We start from the raw sequence: 20,028 nt of genomic DNA, 5'->3' as shown, positions 1-20,028 counted from the left end.
GTCCTCCTCAGCGCATCCGGATTTCGGCCAGGGGAGCCGGCGGGCGCGTTGCCGGCGGGGGCGGCATAGCGGGCACAGGCAGGACCTTCTTCCGCCGCTTCCGCTTCAGCGCCGGCCCGCCGGGCTGGATGGCAGCCTTCAGCAGCGGCGACGCCCGGAAGCGCAGGCTGTATCGCGTCCCGTCTCCAGGCACCTGCCGCAGCAGGGTGTCGGAGAAGCGCACCTGCGCCATCCGCCGCGGCGGCAAAGGCCTGTGGCCGGGCACGTTGCCCTGAAGGCCGATGGTCGTCCCCCCGAACCGGGAATAGAAGGTGCCGAAGCCGGGAATATGCACGTCGCGGCCGGCCGCCAGTTCGCGGGCGATCACCCGCATAATGATGGCGCTCATGTCGCTGGCGAGGAGCCATGCACCCCGCCGGTCCCGGTCGCCCTTGCGGCATCCCAGCGCTCGGCGCGAGAGCAGCTTCCAGCGCCGGCGGACTTCGGCTCGGATGCGGTTACGCATGCCGTTCTCGGCGTCGATCACTCCGCGGCCTCCCTGATTTCGAGGACAGCTTCGGCCGCGGCAGCCTCAGCCGCCGCTTTGGCTTCCCGCCTCCGGTTGCGGCCGGGCAGGCGCGGGAAATCCTGATCCGTCCAGCGGCGCATTTCTCCGCCGGCCAGTGGCAGAACGAGTTGATCGGGATCGGGAATGGGCGTCGGCGCCGGCCGGCGCGCCTCCAGCACGGCGAGTTCCAGACCGAGAGCTTGAAGGAGGAGCGCCATGGAGACTGGGCCGAGCCGACGGCCGCTATCGCGGTCCCATGCCTCCAGTTTGCCCGTGTACCCGTCTTGCAATCCGGAACGCTCGTCCACTTCCAACTGCGTGAAACCGAGCGCCAGCCGTCGCGCTTTCAGCACATCCATGAGCTGGCGGTAGTCGCGGCAGATGGCGAGCGGCTCTAGGATCATCCCTTTCGCACCGCCTTCTCCGCGATGGCGGAAACAGCGCGCGGCGCGGCACAGTCCGGGCACGACAAGACGCTGCCCAGATCCTCCGGCGCGCGTTCAAGATGCTCGGCGGCGAGGTCCGCGAACGCCATGTGCGCGACGCCGCGGCAGCTCGGGCACCAGGCCGAGAGCCGGTTGAAGCCGAAGCCGGCCAGATAGAAGAGCGAGATGCCAGCTGCGCTGGTCGGTGCTCCTGCTGGCGCGGACGCGGGGCGAGGCGCGCGAGGCTTCCGATCGATCGCCGGCAGAGGCCGCGCGAAGCTGGTCTCGGGATCCCAGCGCTTACGGGGGGCGCCCCAGTTCATCCGGGTCATTGCACGCCTCGCGGCAGCGCATCGCCCGGGCCCCACCAATAGGACTGCCCGAAGTCGCGCTGCGCCGCCTTTTCGGCGCGGCGGAACGAGGCACGATAGTCTGGATCCACGAGCGTCTGGAGTTGGTCGAACAGCAGGCGATCGACGGCGAGGCGCGTGTACCAGAGGCTCGGGTCATAGCGCCGGGCGGTGCGCACGAGCTCGGCGCCGAATGTGGTGTCATCGCCTTCCATGAGGCGGCGCAGCTGCTGCGAAGACAGGGGGGCGACGTCCTCCGCCGCACCGATGGCCGGGCCGGCGAGGTCCGAGACGGGCGATCGGCCGGTGCGCGAGGTCGACGCATTGATCAGGTCGCCATAAACGCCGAGCGAGCCGGATTGCAGTCCGGAGCGCACCCAGAATCCGGGATTGTCCATCGCTTCGGGTGTCTTGCCGTAGAGCACCGCGCGGGCCTGGATCGCCGCGGCGCCGGCAAGCAGGTTGAAGAGCACGAAGGCGGTGCCGTTCCAGATGCGCTTCTCGATCGGCCCTTGCGTCGCGAGGCGCATCATGTGCGTGGCGACCATGGTCATGCTGAACGACTTGAACAGCGTGGCGCTGCGGACCATCTCGCCCCAGAACGTGCCGGCCGTCGTGCCGCCGGTCATCACGGCACGGATGCGGGCATCGGGTTCGAGGATCGCAAACGCCCGCTCTTCGATGATCGCGCCCACGAGCTTCTCGCGAAGCGTCCGGTCGGCGATCGCTTCGGAGTCGAGAAAACGCGCGCCCTCCACTTCCAACGGCGCGCCGGAGCGGATGCTGTCCCAGTCCGTCGCGCTGATCTGGTGGCGGTCGAGGAAATTGGCGAGCGGCTCGTTCATCCCGCGCAGGGCGTCCAGCGAATGCCCGGCGTGATCCGCCAGATTGCCCATGAACTCCATGGTGAAGACGCGCTTCATCATGTCGGTCCACGCCGCCAGCCCCTGTGCCCGGATGACGGTGTTGGCCATCGCGCGCAGGATCTGCGGGCCGGACGCTTCCCCGGCGAAGCGGACGAAGCCATGGGCGCTGTCCATCGCAGCATGGGCGGTGAGCTGGAGGCGCGCCGCGAGGGTCCGGCTCTCCTCGCCGCCGCGGCCGATCTCGCGAATGACGCCGGACAGAATGCGACCAGGGTCCATGCCGTTGTAGCTCGCGGCGAGCGCAGTGGTGACACTGTCGCCCGGGATCGCCGAGACGATGGCGCCGCCGAGCTTGGAGGACACGTTCAAGGAGCGCAGCCCGCCGAAGAAGCCCGCCATCAGGGGGCCGTCGACGGCGTTGGCGCGGCCGGTGAGCACATCATAGGTGCGCTCGGCGATAGACCGGCTCTCCAGCATCCGCAGCGGGTTGAGACGCTGCAGCCGCGACAGGCCGGCCTCTTCCTCCTTGGCCAGGGTCAGTGCGGCCCGGACGATAGCGCCATGGTTCGGCCCGACCACTTCGGCGAGGGCGATCTCATTGGCCATCTTGTGGAGGTGGCCCATCAGCAGGCCAAAGACGTTCTCGCCGGCGCCGTACTTCTCCGAGAGGCGCAGCCAGGCCTCTGCGCCATCTGCGCCGCCGCTGAACTGGAAGGTGCGCTGTTCGGGCGAGAATGCGGTTGCGGAGCTGTCGCCGACTGTGATGTCCCGATAGGCGCGATCCAGAACGAAGTCCCGTCGGTCCATCTTCGCCGGCGCGCCGGTGTCGCGGTCCCACAGGGTCAACGCGCCGCGGTCGACCTCGGCGGCGAAGTCGGCCTTGAACTCCTCCCGCGTGAAGGAGCGGACGCGCAGGGTGTCCCAGAACTGCGGCACCCGCCAATCCTCGCTGGCGGGGAGGTTACGCCCAGCCGCCGTGACCCGATCCACAGCCTCCTTCTCGGCCGCCTTCCAGCCCGCAGCCGCGGCCTTCGCCGTAGCATCCCCCGTCTCGACCCCGAACACCTCCCGCACCAGGTTGCGCACGCCGGCGATCTGCTGCCGGGACTGGCCGAAGATCCCCGGGGAATAGGCTTCCAGAGCCTGATCGACCTTGCGCGAGAGCTGGGCCCAGATGACCTCGCCCTTCGTGGCGACGTTCTCTCCGCCAGCTTCCCAGATGTCCCGGGTGAGCATCGACATGACGCCGGCGACGCGGCCTTTCGGATGGCTGAGGACGCGCTGTTCCGCCTTCGCCCAGGCGATGGCTTGCTTCGCGGTGTCGTTCTTCAGGCGCTTGGCCGAGGACTCCAGTGCGCGCGCCGCGGCAAGGCCGGCCGCAGCCTCGGCGCTGGCGGGCCCCATGCTGCGGGAGAACTCGCCGCGGGAGCGCTCGTAGAGGCCGAGGGCCTCGTCGGCGATCTGCCGTGTGATCTGTCCGGTCTTCACCAGCTTGTCGATGCAGTCCACGACGCTCACGGCAGCACCTCCGGAATAGGCATGGCGCAGGCGCGGATTTCCGCGGCCGCCGCGATACGGGCATCGGCCTCGTCCAGGAGATCGTCCACCGACCGCATATCGGCGACGCGCTGGCCGGCCTCATCGAGACGCTCACCGACGGGGATTTGAAGGTCTCGGGTGGCGCGCAGCTTGTCGAGGTCGTGCAGCACCGCCGCCTCGGTCTCCTCAGCCGAGCGGGCGGCGACGATCTTTTTCTCCGTCAGGTCGTCGGCCAGTGCGGCCACCTGCTCCGGGCGCACCACAGACGGCGTGGAGGCCGGTCGAAGGGGCTCGCGGGCTGCCGCAGAGCCGGGTAATGCCTCAGCAATGGTGCGCGGCCGAAGCATCACCTCGTCCAGAATGGCAAGAGCTTCGTCCTCGTTGCCCGCGCGGGCCACGGCGGCGGCGACCGTCGCGGCCTCATCGCGCGGCATGTCGTACCCGACCTCGCGGGCGAGCCCCTGGATGCGCTTGCGCGTCTGCTCGGTCCAATGCCCGGCACGCGCCCGCTGCTCGGCGACAGGATCGGCCCGGCCGGCGGCAGGCGTAGATGGCGGTTCGGCGCGGCGCCGGGCCAGGGCACGGTCGACCAGGTCTTCGGTGACCGAGCGGAGCACCTGATCGGCTTCATCATCGCCAGCATCAAGGATGCGACCGGCGATCTGGGCGGCCTCGTCTTGCGAGAGGCGAACGCCATAGCCGTCTTGCGCGAGCCGGGCGATGGTCCGGCGCATCTCGGTGGCGATGGCCTCGCGCCGGCCGGCGGCGCGCTGCTCTCCCGCCGTGATCCGGCGCGGAAGGTCGGCGTCCGCCTTGTCGAGCTTGGCACGGGCCCGCGCGTCGGTCTCCTCGGCCCGGGCGAGCGCCTTCTCCTTTCGCGCGAGCGCGGTGCGCAGGCCTTTCGCCTCGGCGGCGAGGCTCGCGATCGCCCGGGCATCTCCCGGTGCCGTGGCGGCGAGCGTCTCGGTGATGCTGGCGCGCTCCGCCTCCAGCTCCGCACGGCGAGCGGTAGGCAGGCCTTCGCCGGCAAGATCCTGCTCAATGGCCGACAGCCGGGCCGCCGTGTCCGGGTCCGTCGGCGTTCGCACCCCGGCGAGGCGCTGCTCGGCCGCCGCAAGGTCCGAGCGCAGGCCCTCCACCTCGGTGCGCAGGGCATCGCGATCGGGAGCCCGCGCCTCGATTGCCGTGCGGCGGGAGGCCAGGCTGTCGGCTTCCGCGCGCAGGGACGCGAAGGCTGCGGCGGCTTCCTGATCGAGCGACCGGGCCGAGCCGCGGATATCCGCGAGCTGAAGTTCTGAGAGCCGCTCCATGGAGGCCGGAAGGCGCGCGGCTTCACGCTCCAGGGCGAAGGCGGTCTCTTCCGCCGCGATGGCCTTCGAGCGCGCCTCAAGCACGGGGGCGAGGCGCTCGCCATAGGCGCGCAGCAGATCAGGCGTGACGTTCTCGGAGACATCGACCGGCCGGCCGGAGACGAGGTCGTCGATGGCCTTCTGGAGCGCCGTGCGATGGGCGATCTCGCCTTCGACCGTGGGCACGAGGTTGGTGTCGGCAATCTGACCTTCACTCGCCACCACGTTGCCGGCGTCCCGCACGGAGCGCGGCCAGGAGCCGGTGCGATACCGCGTCCAGAGCGCCGAAAGCCCCTTCGCGCCGCCGCCGAGCACGCCACCTGCGACGCCCGCCATCAGCACGTTCTGTGCCGCCTCGCCGCCTGCGCCATAGCCGGGCTCGACGCGTTCCTTGAAGGGGGCCGCGAGCGCCTCGATGCCGATCTGGGTGCCGGCGGTGATGCCCGCGGTGGCGAGCGCGGTGCCGAGGATGCCGAGGGAGGTCGGCGCCGCCAGCGGCACGGTGACGATATTGACGGGATCGGTCGCACCGGACGCAAGGGAGCCGAGCGCCAGGCCGGCGGTCCCGCCCCAGGTGTGCTCGCGCGCAGCGGCCCGCTGGTACACCTGCCGCGCCCGGCGGGCCTTCTCCTCGCCGAGGCGGTCGAGGTCCTCCGCGGTCAGCGGCTTCAGATTGAGATCAGGAAAACGCGGTGCGAGCGCCGTCAGCTGGCCGTTTAGCTCGGCGAGCGCCGCATCGCCGCCGCCCAGCGCCGGGTTGGTGAGCACCGTGCCGGTCTTCTCGCGGATGCCATCGAGATAATCCTGGACGCCCTCCATGCGCGAGGTGCTGGAGGAGACCGACTGGCCGAAGAGGAGCCCTTCCCGCCAGGAGGCGTCGAAAGCCTCGCCGAACTCCAGCGGCAGATCCTCGGCCAGGTGCTGCTGCGCATAGTCCAGGGATTCATTCTGCCCCTTGGTGAAGATCCCGAAGCTCATCGGGCGTCTCCTGGCAGGCCCGCAGGATCACGTCCGAAGTTCGAGGCCGTCCAGGGGATCGTCGCTGACGCCGCGGGAACGCCCCAGGCGCGGGGCGGCGCCGGCTGCTTGTCATCGAGGCGGAGGATGAAAGGACGGCCGCCATCGCCGACGGCATATTGGGGAGCGTCGGCGTTGCGATTGAGCCGGACGAGATAGCGCCCGGGGGCGAAGGATTCGAGGGTGGCGCTGTCGCGAAGAAACTGCGCGGAGACGGGCTTGCCGGACGTCGTGCTGACGCCGGCGAGGTCCGCATCGGTCAGGCCGAGCAGGATGCCGTCGAACGTCGACTGATCCATGCCACGCTTCGGCGCCAGGATGGTTGCGCCGTTCTGGCGGACCGTTCCGCCGGTCACCTCCTGGACGGAGCGATCCAGGCGTTCGCGCTTCAGCACGCCGGACGTGTCACCGGCGGCAGCGGAGAGATCGGCATACCGGGCACGCACGGCGCCGCGCATCGTGGCATAGGCCTCGCGCTCGTCGACGCGGTGCCCGATGGAGAAGGCTGAGGCCGGAAGCGCGGCGTCGAGGGCTTCCGTGAAGGCCTGCGCTTCGGAATCCTTGTGCGGCACGAAGCGCGGCTCGGCAGTGAGTGCATCCCGGCCCCGCACGATGCTCGCCGCGATATCGGGCGCATCTTTCGCCAAGCCGCCGGCAAAGGCCAGCACCGAGCCCTTCGGCCCGGTCTCGTGCAGCTTCCCGAACGTGGATTCCCGCACACCGGGCGGCAACGTCGCGAGGGCGCCGAGGATGCGCACCTTCCCGCTGGTGTCGGCTGCATCGAGGGCGCTGGTGAGGGATCGCAGATCCTCTCCCTCGAACGCGGGGATCGGCCTCTTCAGCTGGTTGGTGACCACCATCGCAGCCTTGGCATGCGCCTGGAGCGCGGCCTGCACCTGATCATCGGACCCCTGCCACGGCACCGGCTGCGGGGGCTTGATCCAGCCGGCACGCACGCCGCGCAGGAGTGGCGTCTCCTGCTCCATGCGCTGAAGTGTGGCGAACCGCTCCTCGTCGTCGAGCAAAGCAGCTCGGGCCGCATGGTTGCCACCGGCCGCAGCCTCCTCCAGGCTGTTCCGCAGAACCTGCCGCGCATCCGGCGACAGGTCGAGCAAGGCGCCCGAGCGTTCCGCATCGCCAAGAAACTCGACGGCCTGCCGCTTCCGCTTCTCGTCGAGGAACGGGAACACCCGGCCTGAGAGGAAGGCGACATCGTCCTCGCCGATGTGCCACTTGCCGATGGACTTCTTCGCGTCGGCCAGCATGCCGTCGAACGTGGTACCTGCCCAATGGCGTAGGCCTGCGATCTGAGATGGCGGTAGGCCCGCCAAACCGCCCCCATACTGTTGCGCCTGCTGCTGATGCAGCGCCTGCGCATAGGCCGTCGCGTTCTCGGGAGTGTCGAACTTGCCGAGGTGTTTGCCGGACTGCCGATACAGCGCTATCGCATCCTCGTCGGACAGGGTTTTCCCATCCGGCGAGATGGTGGGAATGAGCACCTCGCGCCCGTCCTCTCCGATGGAGATCGAGCGAACGGTGCTGATGGAGCCGTCGGCGTTCTTCACCACCGGACGATTTCCGAGGTCGACGTTGCCCGCCTCCAACAGGCCGGCCGGCGGGCGGGAGGGGACCGGGTCAGCCGCCCCGGCGCCGCGCTCCGCCATCTTCTGGCTGGTCCACCGGATGAAATCGCCGTTGGTCTTGATCCCGGCAAGCCAGGGGTTCGCGTCGATCACCTTCTGGCCGACGGTCGCGCGGAAGTCGCCCTCCGGGTTCTGGAGGATCTTCGGCCCGGCGCCTTCGCCCTGATAGTACACCGCGTAGAACTCGCCGGGCGTGGGCTCGCGTCCGACAGCCGCCTTCGCCGTTGCATAGACGGACTGCATCTTGCGGATGCCGGCGGGGATCTGCGCGTCCGGATCGGGCGTGTCGCCAATGCCGGCGGAGTCACGCTCTGCCTTCAGCAGCTGGAAGATGCCGAACGCAGACGAGAGCGCCTTTCCGTCCTTCCCGATCGGCCGGCGCGTGGGATCAAATCCGCTCTCCTGCGCGATGATGGGCATGACGATGTTGAGCGGCAGCCCCGCCGCCTGGGCGGCCATCGCCACCTTCTGGCCGATGGGCGAGTTCGCGCCCGGCACCGCGGAGCTCCGCGACCAGTCCGCTGTCGGGAGCGCAAACTGGCCGCGCTTTCCGCGGCCATATTCCATCGCATAGGTGACCCGCGCCGCACCGATCGTGTCGCCGAGGCTGAGCATCTTCTGGCGGAGCAGGTCGCCATCCGCCTCCAGGTCCACACCATCGCGGAGCGCCGTGATGGTGGGTTCCGCCAGGGCACGGATCTCGCGGATGTCTTCGGTCGCCTCGGCCTTGCGCGCCGAAATATGCGCCTTGACCATGTTGAAGCGGGATTGGCGCTCCGCTTCGTCCATCTGCAGGTGAGGGTCGAAGATCGCCGTCTCGGCCTGCTTCAGGGCCTCGTGGGGGCCGATGCGGTCATAGGTGGCATCAACGCTCGACAGGACGGCAGCCGCGCGGCCGCGATCTTCGAGACGGCGCAGGCGATCGTCGACGACGGCTGGATTGTAGCCCCAGCGCGGATTCTTGCCCAACTCGCCGAGGATGGAGCGAGCGTTCTGCACCTGGGCCAGATACTCGCCGCTGTCCACGCCGCCCTTGCGGGCGAGGGCGACGATATTGTCGGCCACGGTGTTGTACTGGGTCTCCAGCGCAGTCTTGGCATTGGCCTGCGCGACAGCGAAATCCCGCTCCGACAGGTCGAGATAGTGGCCGAGCCGCAGCTTATCGAGGGCGGCGGACACCGCGGGCCGGAGGGCCGGTTCAGCCCGGTTCACAAGATCCTTGTTGTAGAGCTTCGCCATATCGTCGAACCGCTTCGGGTCCGCCTCATATTGCTGCCGAAGCTCCAGCATCTTCTCGGCCGCGTTCGTCTGCAGCTGGGCGAAGTAATGTGCGCGGGCGCCACGCTGGTAGGCCTGCCCCAGGACGCCGAGCGTCGCCATCTCGGTGATTTCGGGGGTGCCGTCGGGGCCTATGGTGACGGCCTCGGCACCGCGGGCTTCCGCCTGCTCGATGGCGATGGGCTTCACCACCTCCGCGGCATTGTCCATGGCGCGGGCGAACATGGCATAGGGCGCGGCGATGTCCGCAGCCGTGATGCCGGAGCGGGGGGCCTCGGTGAGCGCCAGGCGGTGGGGGACTTCGGGAAGATCAACCATTGCCGCCTCCTCAGGAACTGGTCGAGCCGGGAGACTTCATGCTGCCGAAGCCGATCTTCGCCATGCCGGTAACGGCATCGAGCCCGCCCCCAACCAGCGCCATGTTGGCTGCCGAGCGCCGGAACGCGGCTTCGTCGCGCTTCGCGTTGGCCTGGATGTTCAGGTTCTCGACGCGCGTCCGCCGTTCGCGGTCCGAAACGCGGCGCTGCTCGTCCATGATCGCCTGCGTCGTGGGGCTATCGAGCCCCACATTGGCGGAGGCGCGAATGGTGCCGATGCGCGCGAGGGTGCGGTTCAGCTCCTCGCGCAGGGCGGTGTCGGTCTGCGCCGCCTGCGTCTTTGCCACCATGGCGTCGCGCTCGGCCACGGCCGCCTGGTAATTCTGGGCCTGCGATTCCCCGTAGGCCTTGAAGCCGGCGGAGGCTCCGGTGAGCGCCATCATCGTGGCAGATGCCGGATCCATCAGATGCTCTCCTGCGGCGCACTGAGGCGACCGATGTTGGCGAGGACGCGATTGAGCTCTTCAACGAGCGTTTCCTCGCGAGGCGGCGCCACCTCGGCATCGGCGAAGCGGGGGATATTGCTCGGCCGCGCGAGATGCGACGGGAACGGTGCGATGGTCGCCGCGGCCCGTTCGTCCGGTGCCCGCATGTGGTGGGTGGGCGTGTGGCTCGACATGAAGCTCTCCCGGCTCCGGCCTGGCAGGCCCGGAGCGCGAACGAAGGGGGTCGCAGAGCGACCGCCGGAGCCGAGAGAATTCGAGATCGGTGGCCGCGCTCACCCGCTGCCAGCAGGTGTTCAGGAGAGGCTAGGCGCCCCGGAATTTGCGGCAACGCACCGGGGCTCGCGGCGCCTGAACGCGACGTGCGGAGCTGGCGTGTGGCGCGAATTCGGGGGACCAGACGGCTATGCCGACGGACGTGGTGGTATTAGTTTCCACCACGCGGGGGCCAATTAAGCCGTCAAGACAAGGGGATCGAAATGCTGTCTCGCAGGAATCTGTTCGGCCTGACCGCAGGTCTGGCGGCCGCCAGCGTGGCAAATCCCTTCACGCACGCGGTGCGCGCCGCTGAAACGGAGGTGCCCTCCACGGAAGCTGCACGGCTGGCGGCCTCCATTTCGGATCGGCTGTTCGACGGCGACGGTCTGGCGCGGACTGTCCCCGATACCCCAACGGTTTCTGACTTTGCCCGCAGTCTCGACCGGACCCTCGTGCTCGGCGGAGGCGGCGAATATTACGTCGCCTGGTATTGCGGATTTTTTCACGGACTGATGGAGCACGGCGTGGATCTCACCGTCGCCGAGATGGTGGTGGGGACGTCCGCTGGCTCCTATGCCGGCTCCTCGCTGCTGTCGGGCCGCTTCGGCCAGCTGCGAACGGAGTTCGAGTTCTTCGGCCATTTCCCGTCCTTGTTCGCCAAGATGGCGCCGGTCAGCGCCCCGAACGCGAGCCAGAAGCGGGCGCAGGAGATCAATTTCTCGGTGAAGGACGGCAGCCCGGATTCGATCCGTGCCATCGGGCACGCAGCGCTCGCCGCCGACAATCATCTCAATGGCGACGGTGTCGAGCGCCTGGCTTGGCTGCTTACGGGCGACAGCCGGAAGGGCTGGCCCGCAGCAAAGATGTTCACCACCGCCAACGACTGCTACACGGGCGAGCGCATCGTGGTGCACCAGGATGTCGCCAAGAGGAACGGCATCCCCCTCGCCCATGCGGCCGCCGCAAGCTCGTCACTGCCGGGCGTCATCGGGCCGACGCAGCTCGGCCAGCGCTTCTGCATGGACGGGGGAATCTCGAAGACCTGGGCGCACACCGATCTCGTCGCCGGCTCGAAGCGCGCCATCGTCATCACCTTGACCAACGGCTACGAAGGCTCCCTTCTCAGCGGCATTCCGCACGACATTCACAAGGAGGTCGCAGCGCTGGAGGCGGTCGGCACCAAGGCGATGCTCATCATCGCCGGCACCCCGCCAGGCGTAAACCTCCTCGATCCGAAGCAGATCGCCCCAGCCTTGCGCGCGGGATACGAGCGCGCCGCGACCGAAGCGCCGAAGATCAAGACCTTTTGGGCCTGACCGCGAAGAGCTGGCGTTCTCGCGCACCGGGGGGCCGGACTTCGACGGTCGGACCATGCGGTGGTGCTGGCGGCCTATGGCAATCTGCCGCCGTCGAAGGAACGAAAAAGCCCGCCGGTTAGGGCGGGCTCCGTTCTTGGGAATTGGCGACTATGTGGGCATGGTCAGGCAGCCCGCGGGCCGCTCAGGAGCCGAGGCAAGTATGCAAGCGCCGCGGCGTCCCGGCTCCGAAAATAGTCCTGCGCATGCTTTGGAAGCCAATCTTCCCGGAAGTGTCGGCGGAAGTGGTGCAGAAGCTCGTCGGGGTACGCCTTCGCCCGAATGCGCCGCCCATCTTCATAGGCGTGCCAGTAAGTAGGCAGCGCATCGGTATCGAGGCCATGCTCGTCACGCAGCCACTTGCAGAACATGCGACCCATGGAGATATCTGGCAGCATGCTTTCGGGCAAAGTGTACCCCATCGACTCCATCGGGCCGATCAGGAGCGTCGTCATCTCCATGAGGATGGAGAAATGGCCAACCGGCACCGCACTTTGGTTCGCGATATACCGTCGCAGATGATACGGCAGCTCGGGGCGCGCGGCAGGTGCCCTACCGGACATCCAATCAAACACCCAACCGCTAACCTCAACGGCGAACTCAGGTGAGAGCCATTGGGCAAGGTGGATCGCGACCCGTGGGTGGACCCATGTGCCCTGCAAGTGTGGCTGCCCCCCCACAAGTGATTGAATTAATTCCGCCCTCGGTATTCCGAGGGCGGCAGAAAGCGCCTCCGCGAACTCTTTTGCCGCGGGCAACTCCCAATACCGCGACCATGGCCTCCCCGCGGCTCGACACATCGCGGTGGCATTGATGTATCCATCGCCCGGACGCTGATGGATTAGGGCACCCTGGCTTTTGTGGGTGATAAGGTTGTTGAAGTCGTACTGCATAAAGACATCCTTATATGTCCCTGCAGAACCCCCTTGACAGCGCCTCGATTTAGACCCTACGGTCCCCCTCGTCACATCGATGCGCCGCAGAAAGCTTGCAAGGGCGGCTGCGGTTACGAGAGGCTCCCGTTCCTAGGCGGGGGCCTTTCTCGTTTGTGCTCAAGGCACAACCACCAGAAGAGACGATTCAACCACACCGGTCAAGGCGTAGGTTGTACGCGTCCCCGCTTTCCCTTGCGGGTCTGAAATGGACGGCGGACACGGCTCACCGCATCAGTATTTCCCGACCACACAGCGGCAGGAATTCCAGCAGGCGCGCAACCGCGATCGCATTTTGGAGGCCTTCGCGGATTTTGGCTGTCTGCACCCTCAACTGGATCGGCAGATCACGGGAGCCAACGCCTGTGCCGCCCTTGTTCCGGCCGCCTCTGAGACGGAACAAGGCAGCACCGATGTTCCGGACATTTCTCCGGCCTGAAAAATTTCCGACCCGGGAGCTTTTGGGGCTCCGTTGCGAGGGCGAGGTAGGAGCCCGCACGGCGCGCCCGGTTTTTGCCCCCCCACCCCCTCCCGCGCGTCCTCTTGCGCAAAGCCCCCCGGGGTGGCCGGCTCGTCGACCGCCGCGCGGGCGGGCCGGACCCAGGGTGCCGGTCGGCTGGCCTGCCATCGCCGGAGAAACACGCGAGAAAACGCGCGAGACCATGCAAATAAAGGACTTGCGAGCCTTTGCGGCGCGTGTATCGTAATCATCAACGAAGGATGATGTTCGCGATACAGGGGCCGAAACGATGGCTGATGGACGGTTCATCACCTATTTGCGAGTGAGTACCGGCCGGCAAGGCAGGTCGGGGCTTGGCCTTGAGGCCCAGCGCCAGGCCGTCGCCGACTTCCTCAACGGGGGCCGCTGGAAGCTGCTCGCCGAGGTGGTGGAGGTCGAGAGCGGGAAACGCGACGATCGGCCGGAACTGGCGCGGGCGCTGGCGCTGTGCAAGGCGAAGAAGGCGACGCTAGTGGTCGCGAAGCTCGATCGTCTCGCGCGCGATGCTCACTTCCTGCTCGGCCTGCAAAAGGCCGGCGTGGAGTTCGTCGCAACGGACATGCCCTCCGCGAACCGTTTAACCGTCGGCATCATGTCGATGGTGGCCGAGGAGGAGCGCCGCATGATCGGTGCCCGGACGAAGGCAGCGCTGGCCGCTGCAAAGGCCCGCGGCGTCAAGCTCGGCGGGGATCGCGGCTATGTGGGCCGGCCGGAGGATCTGGCGAAGGCCCGCGAGGTGCGCCAGCAGAACGCCGACGAGCGAGCACGAGCCCTAGCCCCGATCCTCGCCCGCATCGATCCCGACGGCAGCCGGTCCCTTCGCGCGGTGGCCGCAGCGCTGGAAGCTGAGGGCGTTCCGAGCGTTAACGGCGCCGAAGGCTGGACCGCTGCCGGTGTCGCCCGGCTCCGGAAGCGCTTGGCCGCCGGCTGAGCCCGGCGGTGCGCTGACCGGCCACCCGCACCTCTCCCTGATCATCCGCCGCACTGCTCTGCGTCCCGGGCACTTCCCGCCGGCGCACGGAGGATGGCGCTCGCGACACGCGCCGGGTCGGCGAACGGGCGGCGGGTGCGCGGTCGGAGGAGGTTGCCGGATGCCTTGCGCGGCGAACCTACCTGATCCACACACCCATCATTCCCCCCACTTCACAAGCGATCAACCGTAATCCACACCTTGTCTCTGGACATTCTGGTAGCTGCTGCCGTGCTCGATCCGCTTCCCAGTTCTCAGGGATGATGGCAGCGCATCGATGGATGAGCATCCCGCCTGAGGGCGTAGCGCCCCTCTCCAGAGGGGCAGCGCAGCGCCCTCTAAGGGCGCAGGGGGGTATGGGGGGTTGGAAGACAGGGGCGTTGGAAGGTTTCGAGCCCCGTTGGAAGGGAGAGGCCGGGCGTTGGAAGCCGGTTTCGCCGCCTGTTGGAAGGTGAAAGGGGAGCGTTGGAAGGCGTTGGAAGGCGTTGGAAGGGAAATGTGCCGCGTTGGAAGGCGTTGGAAGGTCTTCCATCAGGCTCCGGCGAGGACGATTCGATGGCGAGCGCGCGCGGGAGATCCGCCCACGTGCACCGCGATTTTCCCCTTCTCGAACAGCCGGTCCATGGCCTGCTTCAGGGTGGCGCTCTTCAATCCCTCTGCTCGGTGGTCTTTCGCGAAGACGGCCGGGGCGAACGTTCTGCTGGGATTGGGGCTCACGTCGCGCTTCTCAGCGATGTACGTCCTCAGCATCCGCAGGAACACCTCCTCGGCATGGTCCGCCGCAGCCTGGGCGCCATATGCTGCCGTGCCCTGTACCGGGATCGGCACGAAGACACCGCGCTGCCAGCGAACCCGCAGCTCGAGTCCCTTCTGAGCATAGTTTGCCTTCATGGTAGCTAGCCGGCGCACGTCCGGGTCGGCCTCACCGCCATCCTCGCCCTTCACCCGATCGAAATACAGACGGCTGCGAACCGAGTTCCCCCACCCGAGAGAACCGGAATCGCCGGTGCCACGCGCGAGGCCGCTGGCGGAAGGATGATCGAGCAACAGCGTGGTGTATTGCAGCCGGATCGAGGGTGATCGCAGGAGACCGATGAACTGCCGGGCGTGCGCACGCCTGATTTCATCACCACCGAAGAGGTCCGCCTTGGTGTCGAGCGCGAGAAGCGAGGGTCGAACCGCTTCCACTCGCTTCATCAAAGCGTGAAAACGCGGCGTCGGCTCCAGATTGCCGGACTTATTGGGCACCGCCAGCAAAGCATCCTCGCATTCGGCCAACGGAATAATCTGGAGCCCAGCTCCGACTAAGTGGCTGAAGTTCAAACTGAGATCGTCGACGATTGCCGCGAACCGGCGATGGAGCTCGTCGAGATCATCTTCGGCAGCAACGTAAATGACCGGCCCTTTCTCTACCGGCATGCCAAGCCATGGGCGCCCCAAGACGGTGCACACTGCAAGCTGCATCGCCAAGGTGGATTTCCCGGTACCGCCATCGCCGGAGAGGATGGTCACGGTCTTCCGCGGGATGTAGTTCTCGACATGCCACTCGCGCGCCGGCACCTCGACCCCGTCGAACACCGCGGCGTCGAGCATAGGCGCCAGCCGCGCGATATCATCCGCCGTCAGCTCCCCGCTACTGTCGGGATGTCGTGCATCAATGGGCGCGGCGCCGGAACGAGGATCTGCTTCCGGCTTGGAGCGGTCCTGGGCACTGCTGCGCAGCCGTTCGCGCCGCTCCAGATCGTCGGCCTCGTCGAGCGACACGTCGTGGGTCACGCGGCCCCCCGGTGAATGGAGGAAGCCGGGACGCGGATCCGGTTCGTCGGAAACGCCCGGCCCATGAGGCGGTGGAGTTCCCGAGCGTGGTCCAGATCCTCGGCCAGCAGATTGCCCCGAGCCGCCGCCAGTCGCGCGCCGGCGCCACGCTCGTCGAGCACCACGACGCCGGAGCAGCCAGAGCGGAGCCAGGAAAGCGGGTGCCGGTGGACCAGCAGCGGCCTGCCGCCGAAGAACGACGCCGGATTGTCCACCTGATCGGCGCCCAGCAAGTGGGCGCGGCCGGCCGCCATCGCGAACTCGGACGGTCGAAAGACAGGCCACGCGACGTGGTCAACGAGCCAGCGTTCGCCGTGCTCGATCTCCAGCGCTTCGACAACCGCCGCCAGTTCACCGGCCGGATCGAAGTGGAAACGCCGGGGCGGCGGAGAGAACGCGCAGCGGGCCAGCGTCAATGAACCGGCAAATGTCTCGACGAGCCGCAGGTCGAGCGCCTCTTGGGCGATGAAGTCGCGAAGCTGCTCGAAATTGTCAGCCGCGGCCCCGCCGACACCACAGCCGGCGAGGATGAGGTCTCCAAGGTCGCGAGCGATCGCGCGTTCGGGATGGGCGGCCGTCATGCCCGGCCTCCCTCGGTCCGCCAGGCCGCGCAGAGCCGGTTGAACTCGCGGAGGAAGAGCAGGCCGACGTAGTCCTGGAACTGTCCAGCGAAGGCCGCCCCATCCGCCTCGGCACGCTGGAAAAGGTCCCCGGCGCAGCCGCGAACCGCAAGCAAGGCGCGATCGCACACCTCTTGGTCGGTCATTCCCGACAGCTCGTCGTGACTGCGCAGGCAGTGCCCAAGCAGCGATACTGCGGCCTCGCGGGCGATCTTGTTGGCCAGGTCGGCGTGGTCGGCGAATTCGGGCGCGGCCGTCATGGCGCGCCTCCCGTCCGGTCGACGAATGGAATGTCTGCCGCCAGATGGCGGAGCACTTCGTCCTCGGCGGCCTTCCGCGTCGAACAGATCGCCGCAAGCAGAACCGTGCCATTCGCCGAGGCAATTTCGACGACGAACACCGGCCGGCCGGCCCTATCGCTGGGCGAACACCGCTGGATGCCGTGGCTTAGGATCACCGCCTGATGTGCAGGGCGGGTGCCGGTGCGTTGAGGAAGATGGGGGAGGTTGTTGTTCTCTCGGGAGCCGCTCACCAAAGCTGCCTGACCGAGAGCCCCGCGCCGATCCCACCCCGGCGCGGGGTTTTTCGTTGCGGCCATCGATCAGGCCGCCCGCTCGGCGCCGAAGCGAGGCAATTTGGCGAGAAGCTTGCGCACTGATTCCTTCGTGATGCGCGTGCTTCGACCAAATTTAATCCCCTCCAGCTGGCGCTCAGAGAGGTATTTATAGACGGTTGGCGTGCTGCACTTGAAGTAAGCGCGAACCTCTTCGACGGTCAGCAGGCCATCTGCGTCCTCAGGCGCGCCATTAGCAGGCGGGTTGTCTTTCACCTTTGCCATCTTTCCCTCACAGCGACTGGCGTTGCGTCGTTGCAGCCAGTTGATGTGAATGGAGGATGGCGAGTGGGAAGCGTCCTGTAATCCGATTATCCAATAATTCGATTTAACGAATTACCGGATTTCCCGAACCCACTCATACAGCTTCGTTCGCCCCGGGCATTTAAGTCGCTGATGCGTACAATAATTTCTAAGATGCTCAACAATTTTCGAATTACTCAATTTTTCTTCGTTCTGATAATCGCTGCGCATCTTATGTTTTCTGCCGATGTCCTGGAGGTGTTCCTTGAGGTCGTCTTTATATTTCTTCGGCCGCCCGCGATTTGGCGATTTCTGTGTCCTGTTTGGGACTGAGACAAAGGTGTCTTGCTCAGGAGGCGATTGGTAATGTTGGACGAGGTGTATCGTAATGTTTTCCCTGACGCCTAGGGAGTTTTCCAAGAGATTGAGCCGATCTTGGCATGTCCATTCGTTCGCCGGGATCTCGGACGAAACCCCTTCGATTTCACCCCGTGCTGAAATCCTGCCCCAGCTGAGCTCATTCAATAGATGTTTTTCAGCCCGGCCCCAAAGGGATGCACAGCGGGCTTTCTGGTCCGCCGCCTCCGCGGCGCCGAGGACGTAGATAAGCCATGCTGGTGGCTGGCCAGTGGGCGCTCCGTCACGCGTGCACAGAGCGGCAAGGTGCCGTTGGCGCCCCTTCACCATGTTAATCATGGTCACCCGCACCGCGTCCCTAAAGGACAGCCACGCTTTGCGCTTTAACCGGGCGGCAGCGACGAGGTTGCGCCTTGCCTGCGCCCGCGCGTCATTTCTCACCCGCTCTGAGAGCGCAAGGACATCTGAACGAAGGAAATGGAGATTTGCCCATACGGGGTGCCGGTTCAATCCCAAGACGATTTCATCGCCGGCGAAGAGTAGCTGCAGGCCCCTCAATGCCTCTGGGTCGAGTTGCCGCGCCCTCAGGCGCTCCTGACCCCACGAGCTGCCAAACACAGGAACACCGCGCTGCGGGCACTCCTGAACGCCAGGATGATACAAGCGCGCAGCTTGCCAAAGCGTGTTCACCGCGCAATCGAAGGCGGCGCCCAATTCGTCCAGTTCAGAACGGGTACATTTCGCCGACCGATCTGCACGGGCTTGGTCACCCGTTGCGATCATGACGAGCGCCTGCTCGGCGCGCCAACATTTCTGCTCGCCAACGCGGCGAGCGGCCCTAATTGCAAGCTCGACGGTGCCCATTGGGGCCTCCAGCTACTGTGCCTAGGTTTGGTCCGTTCGCGCCTCCAACATTCAATGGTCGTCAACCACAATAAACACCCTCCAGCGCCGTTAAAAGAACGGTTGGCATGAGACCGCGCTGAAGCTTTTGCTGATGCCCGCTTTCCACCGGCTGAGCGCCTTGCAATCGCCGGTCCCAGTTCCTGGTAGCGGTGCGGATTTTCCCGATCACGCTGCTGCTAATGCGTCTAGGTGGTCCGCCCACCACTGCATCATCCGCACGCGCTCGTCCCAGTGCTCACCGCGGGCATATGCTTTTCGGACCGTATTGCCGTCGAGATGCGCAAGCTGCCGCTCGATCGCGTCGGCGTGCCAAAGGCCGCTCTCGTTCAGTAGCGTGGAAGCGGTAGCCCGAAAGCCGTGAGGGGTGACTTCGTCGTTCGCATAGCCCAGCCGTCGAAGGGCGGCGTTCATCGTGTTTTCGCTGATCGGGCGGAGCACGGTGCGGATCGAGGGGAAGGCCAGCCTTCCCCGTCCGGTGATCTGGTGCAGCCGCTTGAGGATCGATACTGCCTGTCGGGGCAGGGGGCTCCGGTGCGGACGTCGCATCTTCATGCGCGCCGCCGGAATGGTCCATTCTGCCTTTTCGAGGTCGAACTCGCTCCATTCCGCCATCCTGAGCTCGCCAGGCCTCGGAAAGAGGATCGGCATGAGCTGCAGCGCAGCTCTTGTCGTGGGTTGCCCATCGAAGCCGGCAATGGCCCGAAGCAGCGCTCCAAAGGCTTTCGGGTCGGTCACTGCGGGACGATGCACGACCGTCGGGGTGACGAGAGACCCCTTCAAGGCGAGGGTTGGATCTCGATCCGTGCGAGCTGTCGCAGCCGCATATCGGAAAACACGCCCAATGGTTGATCGGAGCCGGCCGGCACTTTCATGTCGGCCTCGTGTCTCCATCTTTTTCAACACGGAGAGCACCTCCGCCGCGGTGATCTCCGAGATTGGGCGATTTCCAAGTTCCTCCCTGGCGAACCCCAACAGCCAGGCGACCTTGTCCAGCGTTGTGGCGGACCGATTTTCCCGAGCCAGCTTTTCCAGAAGCTCGTCGGCGATGAGATTGAACGTGTTCGCTGCCGCCGTCTGACGCGCAGCTTTCTCCGCCTTTGCCTTCGCGGCTGGATCGACGCCTGCCGCCAAAGCCGACTTTGCCGCGTCCCGTGCTTTTCGGGCGTCGGCGAGCCCAACTGCCGGGTAGGCGCCCAGCGCGAGCTGCTTCTGTTTGCCTTCGAAACGGTAAGCCAAGCGCCAAAGACGGCCGCCCGTGGGCGTGACCAGCAGGTGGAGGCCGCCTCCGTCAGACAACTTCACGGGACGGGGCTGGGGCTTGGCGGAACGAACGGCGACATCAGAAAGCGCCATATTGTTGGCATCCGGATTTGTTGGCACCTGACGATGCCAACAATCATGCCAACAAATCCGCTGAATGCCAACAGCTGATGGCTTATGCCCACTAACGCCGACCTGGCGAAAAACCCTGTATCTGGGCCATTTTCTTTATGTCGGTGAATGTCAGCTAAGGGGGAAATGGTGCCGGGTGAGGGGATCGAACCCCCGACCTTCGGTTTACAAAACCGCTGCACTACCGCTGTGCTAACCCGGCTCCGGCCCCATGCTCTAGCAGCGCCTCGATGG

19 protein-coding genes and 1 tRNA gene are annotated in these 20,028 nt (G+C 66.5%); 3 read left to right on the top strand and 17 right to left on the bottom strand.

What is annotated here, in order from left to right:
- Positions 1 to 7: 7 nt before the first annotated feature.
- The 8 genes from FHT36_RS09550 to FHT36_RS09515 all read right to left on the bottom strand — a co-directional run bounded on the left by FHT36_RS09550 (position 8) and on the right by FHT36_RS09515 (position 10,010).
- Entirely contained in the window at positions 8 to 526 is a 519-nt protein-coding gene (locus tag FHT36_RS09550; protein ID WP_169122291.1) for a hypothetical protein, read from the bottom strand.
- The gene (locus tag FHT36_RS09545; RefSeq protein ID WP_169122290.1) at positions 523 to 951 is read right to left on the bottom strand and encodes a hypothetical protein; all 429 of its coding nucleotides are present in this window, start codon (positions 949 to 951) and stop codon (positions 523 to 525) included. The genes FHT36_RS09550 and FHT36_RS09545 overlap by 4 nt, the downstream gene beginning before the upstream one ends.
- Entirely contained in the window at positions 948 to 1,304 is a 357-nt protein-coding gene (locus tag FHT36_RS09540; protein WP_169122289.1) for a hypothetical protein, read from the bottom strand. The genes FHT36_RS09545 and FHT36_RS09540 overlap by 4 nt, the downstream gene beginning before the upstream one ends.
- Positions 1,301 to 3,706, bottom strand: coding sequence for a hypothetical protein (locus FHT36_RS09535; RefSeq protein ID WP_169122288.1), 2,406 nt, complete (start codon positions 3,704 to 3,706; stop codon positions 1,301 to 1,303). The genes FHT36_RS09540 and FHT36_RS09535 overlap by 4 nt, the downstream gene beginning before the upstream one ends.
- Positions 3,703 to 6,054 (bottom strand): hypothetical protein, encoded by a 2,352-nt coding sequence (locus FHT36_RS09530; protein WP_169122287.1) that lies wholly within the window; start codon positions 6,052 to 6,054, stop codon positions 3,703 to 3,705. The genes FHT36_RS09535 and FHT36_RS09530 overlap by 4 nt, the downstream gene beginning before the upstream one ends.
- On the bottom strand, positions 6,051 to 9,203 hold the full coding sequence (locus tag FHT36_RS09525; RefSeq protein ID WP_169122286.1) for a transglycosylase SLT domain-containing protein: 3,153 nt from the start codon (positions 9,201 to 9,203) through the stop codon (positions 6,051 to 6,053). Before FHT36_RS09525 ends, FHT36_RS09530 begins: the two co-directional genes overlap by 4 nt.
- A 139-nt stretch (positions 9,204 to 9,342) precedes the next feature.
- Positions 9,343 to 9,795 (bottom strand): hypothetical protein, encoded by a 453-nt coding sequence (locus FHT36_RS09520; protein ID WP_246702144.1) that lies wholly within the window; start codon positions 9,793 to 9,795, stop codon positions 9,343 to 9,345.
- A complete protein-coding gene (locus FHT36_RS09515) occupies positions 9,795 to 10,010 on the bottom strand; it encodes a hypothetical protein (RefSeq protein ID WP_169122285.1) in 216 nt (71 codons plus the stop codon). Before FHT36_RS09515 ends, FHT36_RS09520 begins: the two co-directional genes overlap by 1 nt.
- Positions 10,011 to 10,313: 303 nt before the next feature.
- Here FHT36_RS09515 and FHT36_RS09510 point away from each other — a divergent pair, with 303 nt between their 5' ends.
- Positions 10,314 to 11,408 carry a patatin-like phospholipase family protein gene (locus FHT36_RS09510; RefSeq protein WP_169122284.1) on the top strand — a complete coding sequence of 365 codons (1,095 nt, stop codon included), beginning with the start codon at positions 10,314 to 10,316 and terminating at the stop codon, positions 11,406 to 11,408.
- Between the two features lie 164 nt (positions 11,409 to 11,572).
- Here the strand turns inward: FHT36_RS09510 and FHT36_RS09505 are convergent, their stop codons facing one another.
- A complete protein-coding gene (locus FHT36_RS09505) occupies positions 11,573 to 12,340 on the bottom strand; it encodes a KilA-N domain-containing protein (protein ID WP_169122283.1) in 768 nt (255 codons plus the stop codon).
- A 247-nt stretch (positions 12,341 to 12,587) separates the two neighbouring features.
- On the opposite strand from FHT36_RS09505, the gene FHT36_RS09500 reads away from it, so the two are divergent.
- Positions 12,588 to 12,818 carry a hypothetical protein gene (locus FHT36_RS09500; RefSeq protein ID WP_169122282.1) on the top strand — a complete coding sequence of 77 codons (231 nt, stop codon included), beginning with the start codon at positions 12,588 to 12,590 and terminating at the stop codon, positions 12,816 to 12,818.
- Positions 12,819 to 13,128: 310 nt separating this feature from the next.
- Positions 13,129 to 13,809, top strand: a complete 681-nt coding sequence (locus tag FHT36_RS09495; protein ID WP_169122281.1) for a recombinase family protein — start codon at positions 13,129 to 13,131, stop codon at positions 13,807 to 13,809.
- Positions 13,810 to 14,379: 570 nt separating this feature from the next.
- Here the strand turns inward: FHT36_RS09495 and FHT36_RS09490 are convergent.
- The 8 genes from FHT36_RS09490 to FHT36_RS09455 all read right to left on the bottom strand — a co-directional run bounded on the left by FHT36_RS09490 (position 14,380) and on the right by FHT36_RS09455 (position 19,996).
- The gene (locus tag FHT36_RS09490) at positions 14,380 to 15,624 is read right to left on the bottom strand and encodes an AAA family ATPase (RefSeq protein WP_169122280.1); all 1,245 of its coding nucleotides are present in this window, start codon (positions 15,622 to 15,624) and stop codon (positions 14,380 to 14,382) included.
- Positions 15,621 to 16,244: a hypothetical protein gene (locus tag FHT36_RS09485; RefSeq protein WP_169122279.1), complete on the bottom strand. Its 624-nt coding sequence runs from the start codon at positions 16,242 to 16,244 to the stop codon at positions 15,621 to 15,623. Before FHT36_RS09485 ends, FHT36_RS09490 begins: the two co-directional genes overlap by 4 nt.
- Entirely contained in the window at positions 16,241 to 16,543 is a 303-nt protein-coding gene (locus FHT36_RS09480; RefSeq protein WP_169122278.1) for a hypothetical protein, read from the bottom strand. The genes FHT36_RS09485 and FHT36_RS09480 overlap by 4 nt, the downstream gene beginning before the upstream one ends.
- Positions 16,540 to 16,881, bottom strand: a complete 342-nt coding sequence (locus tag FHT36_RS09475) for a hypothetical protein (protein ID WP_169122277.1) — start codon at positions 16,879 to 16,881, stop codon at positions 16,540 to 16,542. Before FHT36_RS09475 ends, FHT36_RS09480 begins: the two co-directional genes overlap by 4 nt.
- Positions 16,882 to 16,884: 3 nt before the next feature.
- A complete protein-coding gene (locus tag FHT36_RS09470) occupies positions 16,885 to 17,121 on the bottom strand; it encodes a helix-turn-helix domain-containing protein (protein ID WP_169122276.1) in 237 nt (78 codons plus the stop codon).
- A 111-nt stretch (positions 17,122 to 17,232) separates the two neighbouring features.
- Positions 17,233 to 18,360, bottom strand: coding sequence for a hypothetical protein (locus tag FHT36_RS09465; RefSeq protein ID WP_169122275.1), 1,128 nt, complete (start codon positions 18,358 to 18,360; stop codon positions 17,233 to 17,235).
- A 207-nt stretch (positions 18,361 to 18,567) separates the two neighbouring features.
- Positions 18,568 to 19,755: an integrase arm-type DNA-binding domain-containing protein gene (locus FHT36_RS09460; RefSeq protein WP_169122274.1), complete on the bottom strand. Its 1,188-nt coding sequence runs from the start codon at positions 19,753 to 19,755 to the stop codon at positions 18,568 to 18,570.
- Positions 19,756 to 19,921: 166 nt separating this feature from the next.
- Positions 19,922 to 19,996, bottom strand: a tRNA-Thr gene (locus tag FHT36_RS09455).
- Positions 19,997 to 20,028: the final 32 nt, after the last annotated feature.

Source organism: Xanthobacter sp. SG618, assembly GCF_012932745.1.
Taxonomy (GTDB): Bacteria; Pseudomonadota; Alphaproteobacteria; order Rhizobiales; family Xanthobacteraceae; genus Xanthobacter; species Xanthobacter flavus.
This window is presented reverse-complemented; position numbering and strand designations above follow the sequence as displayed.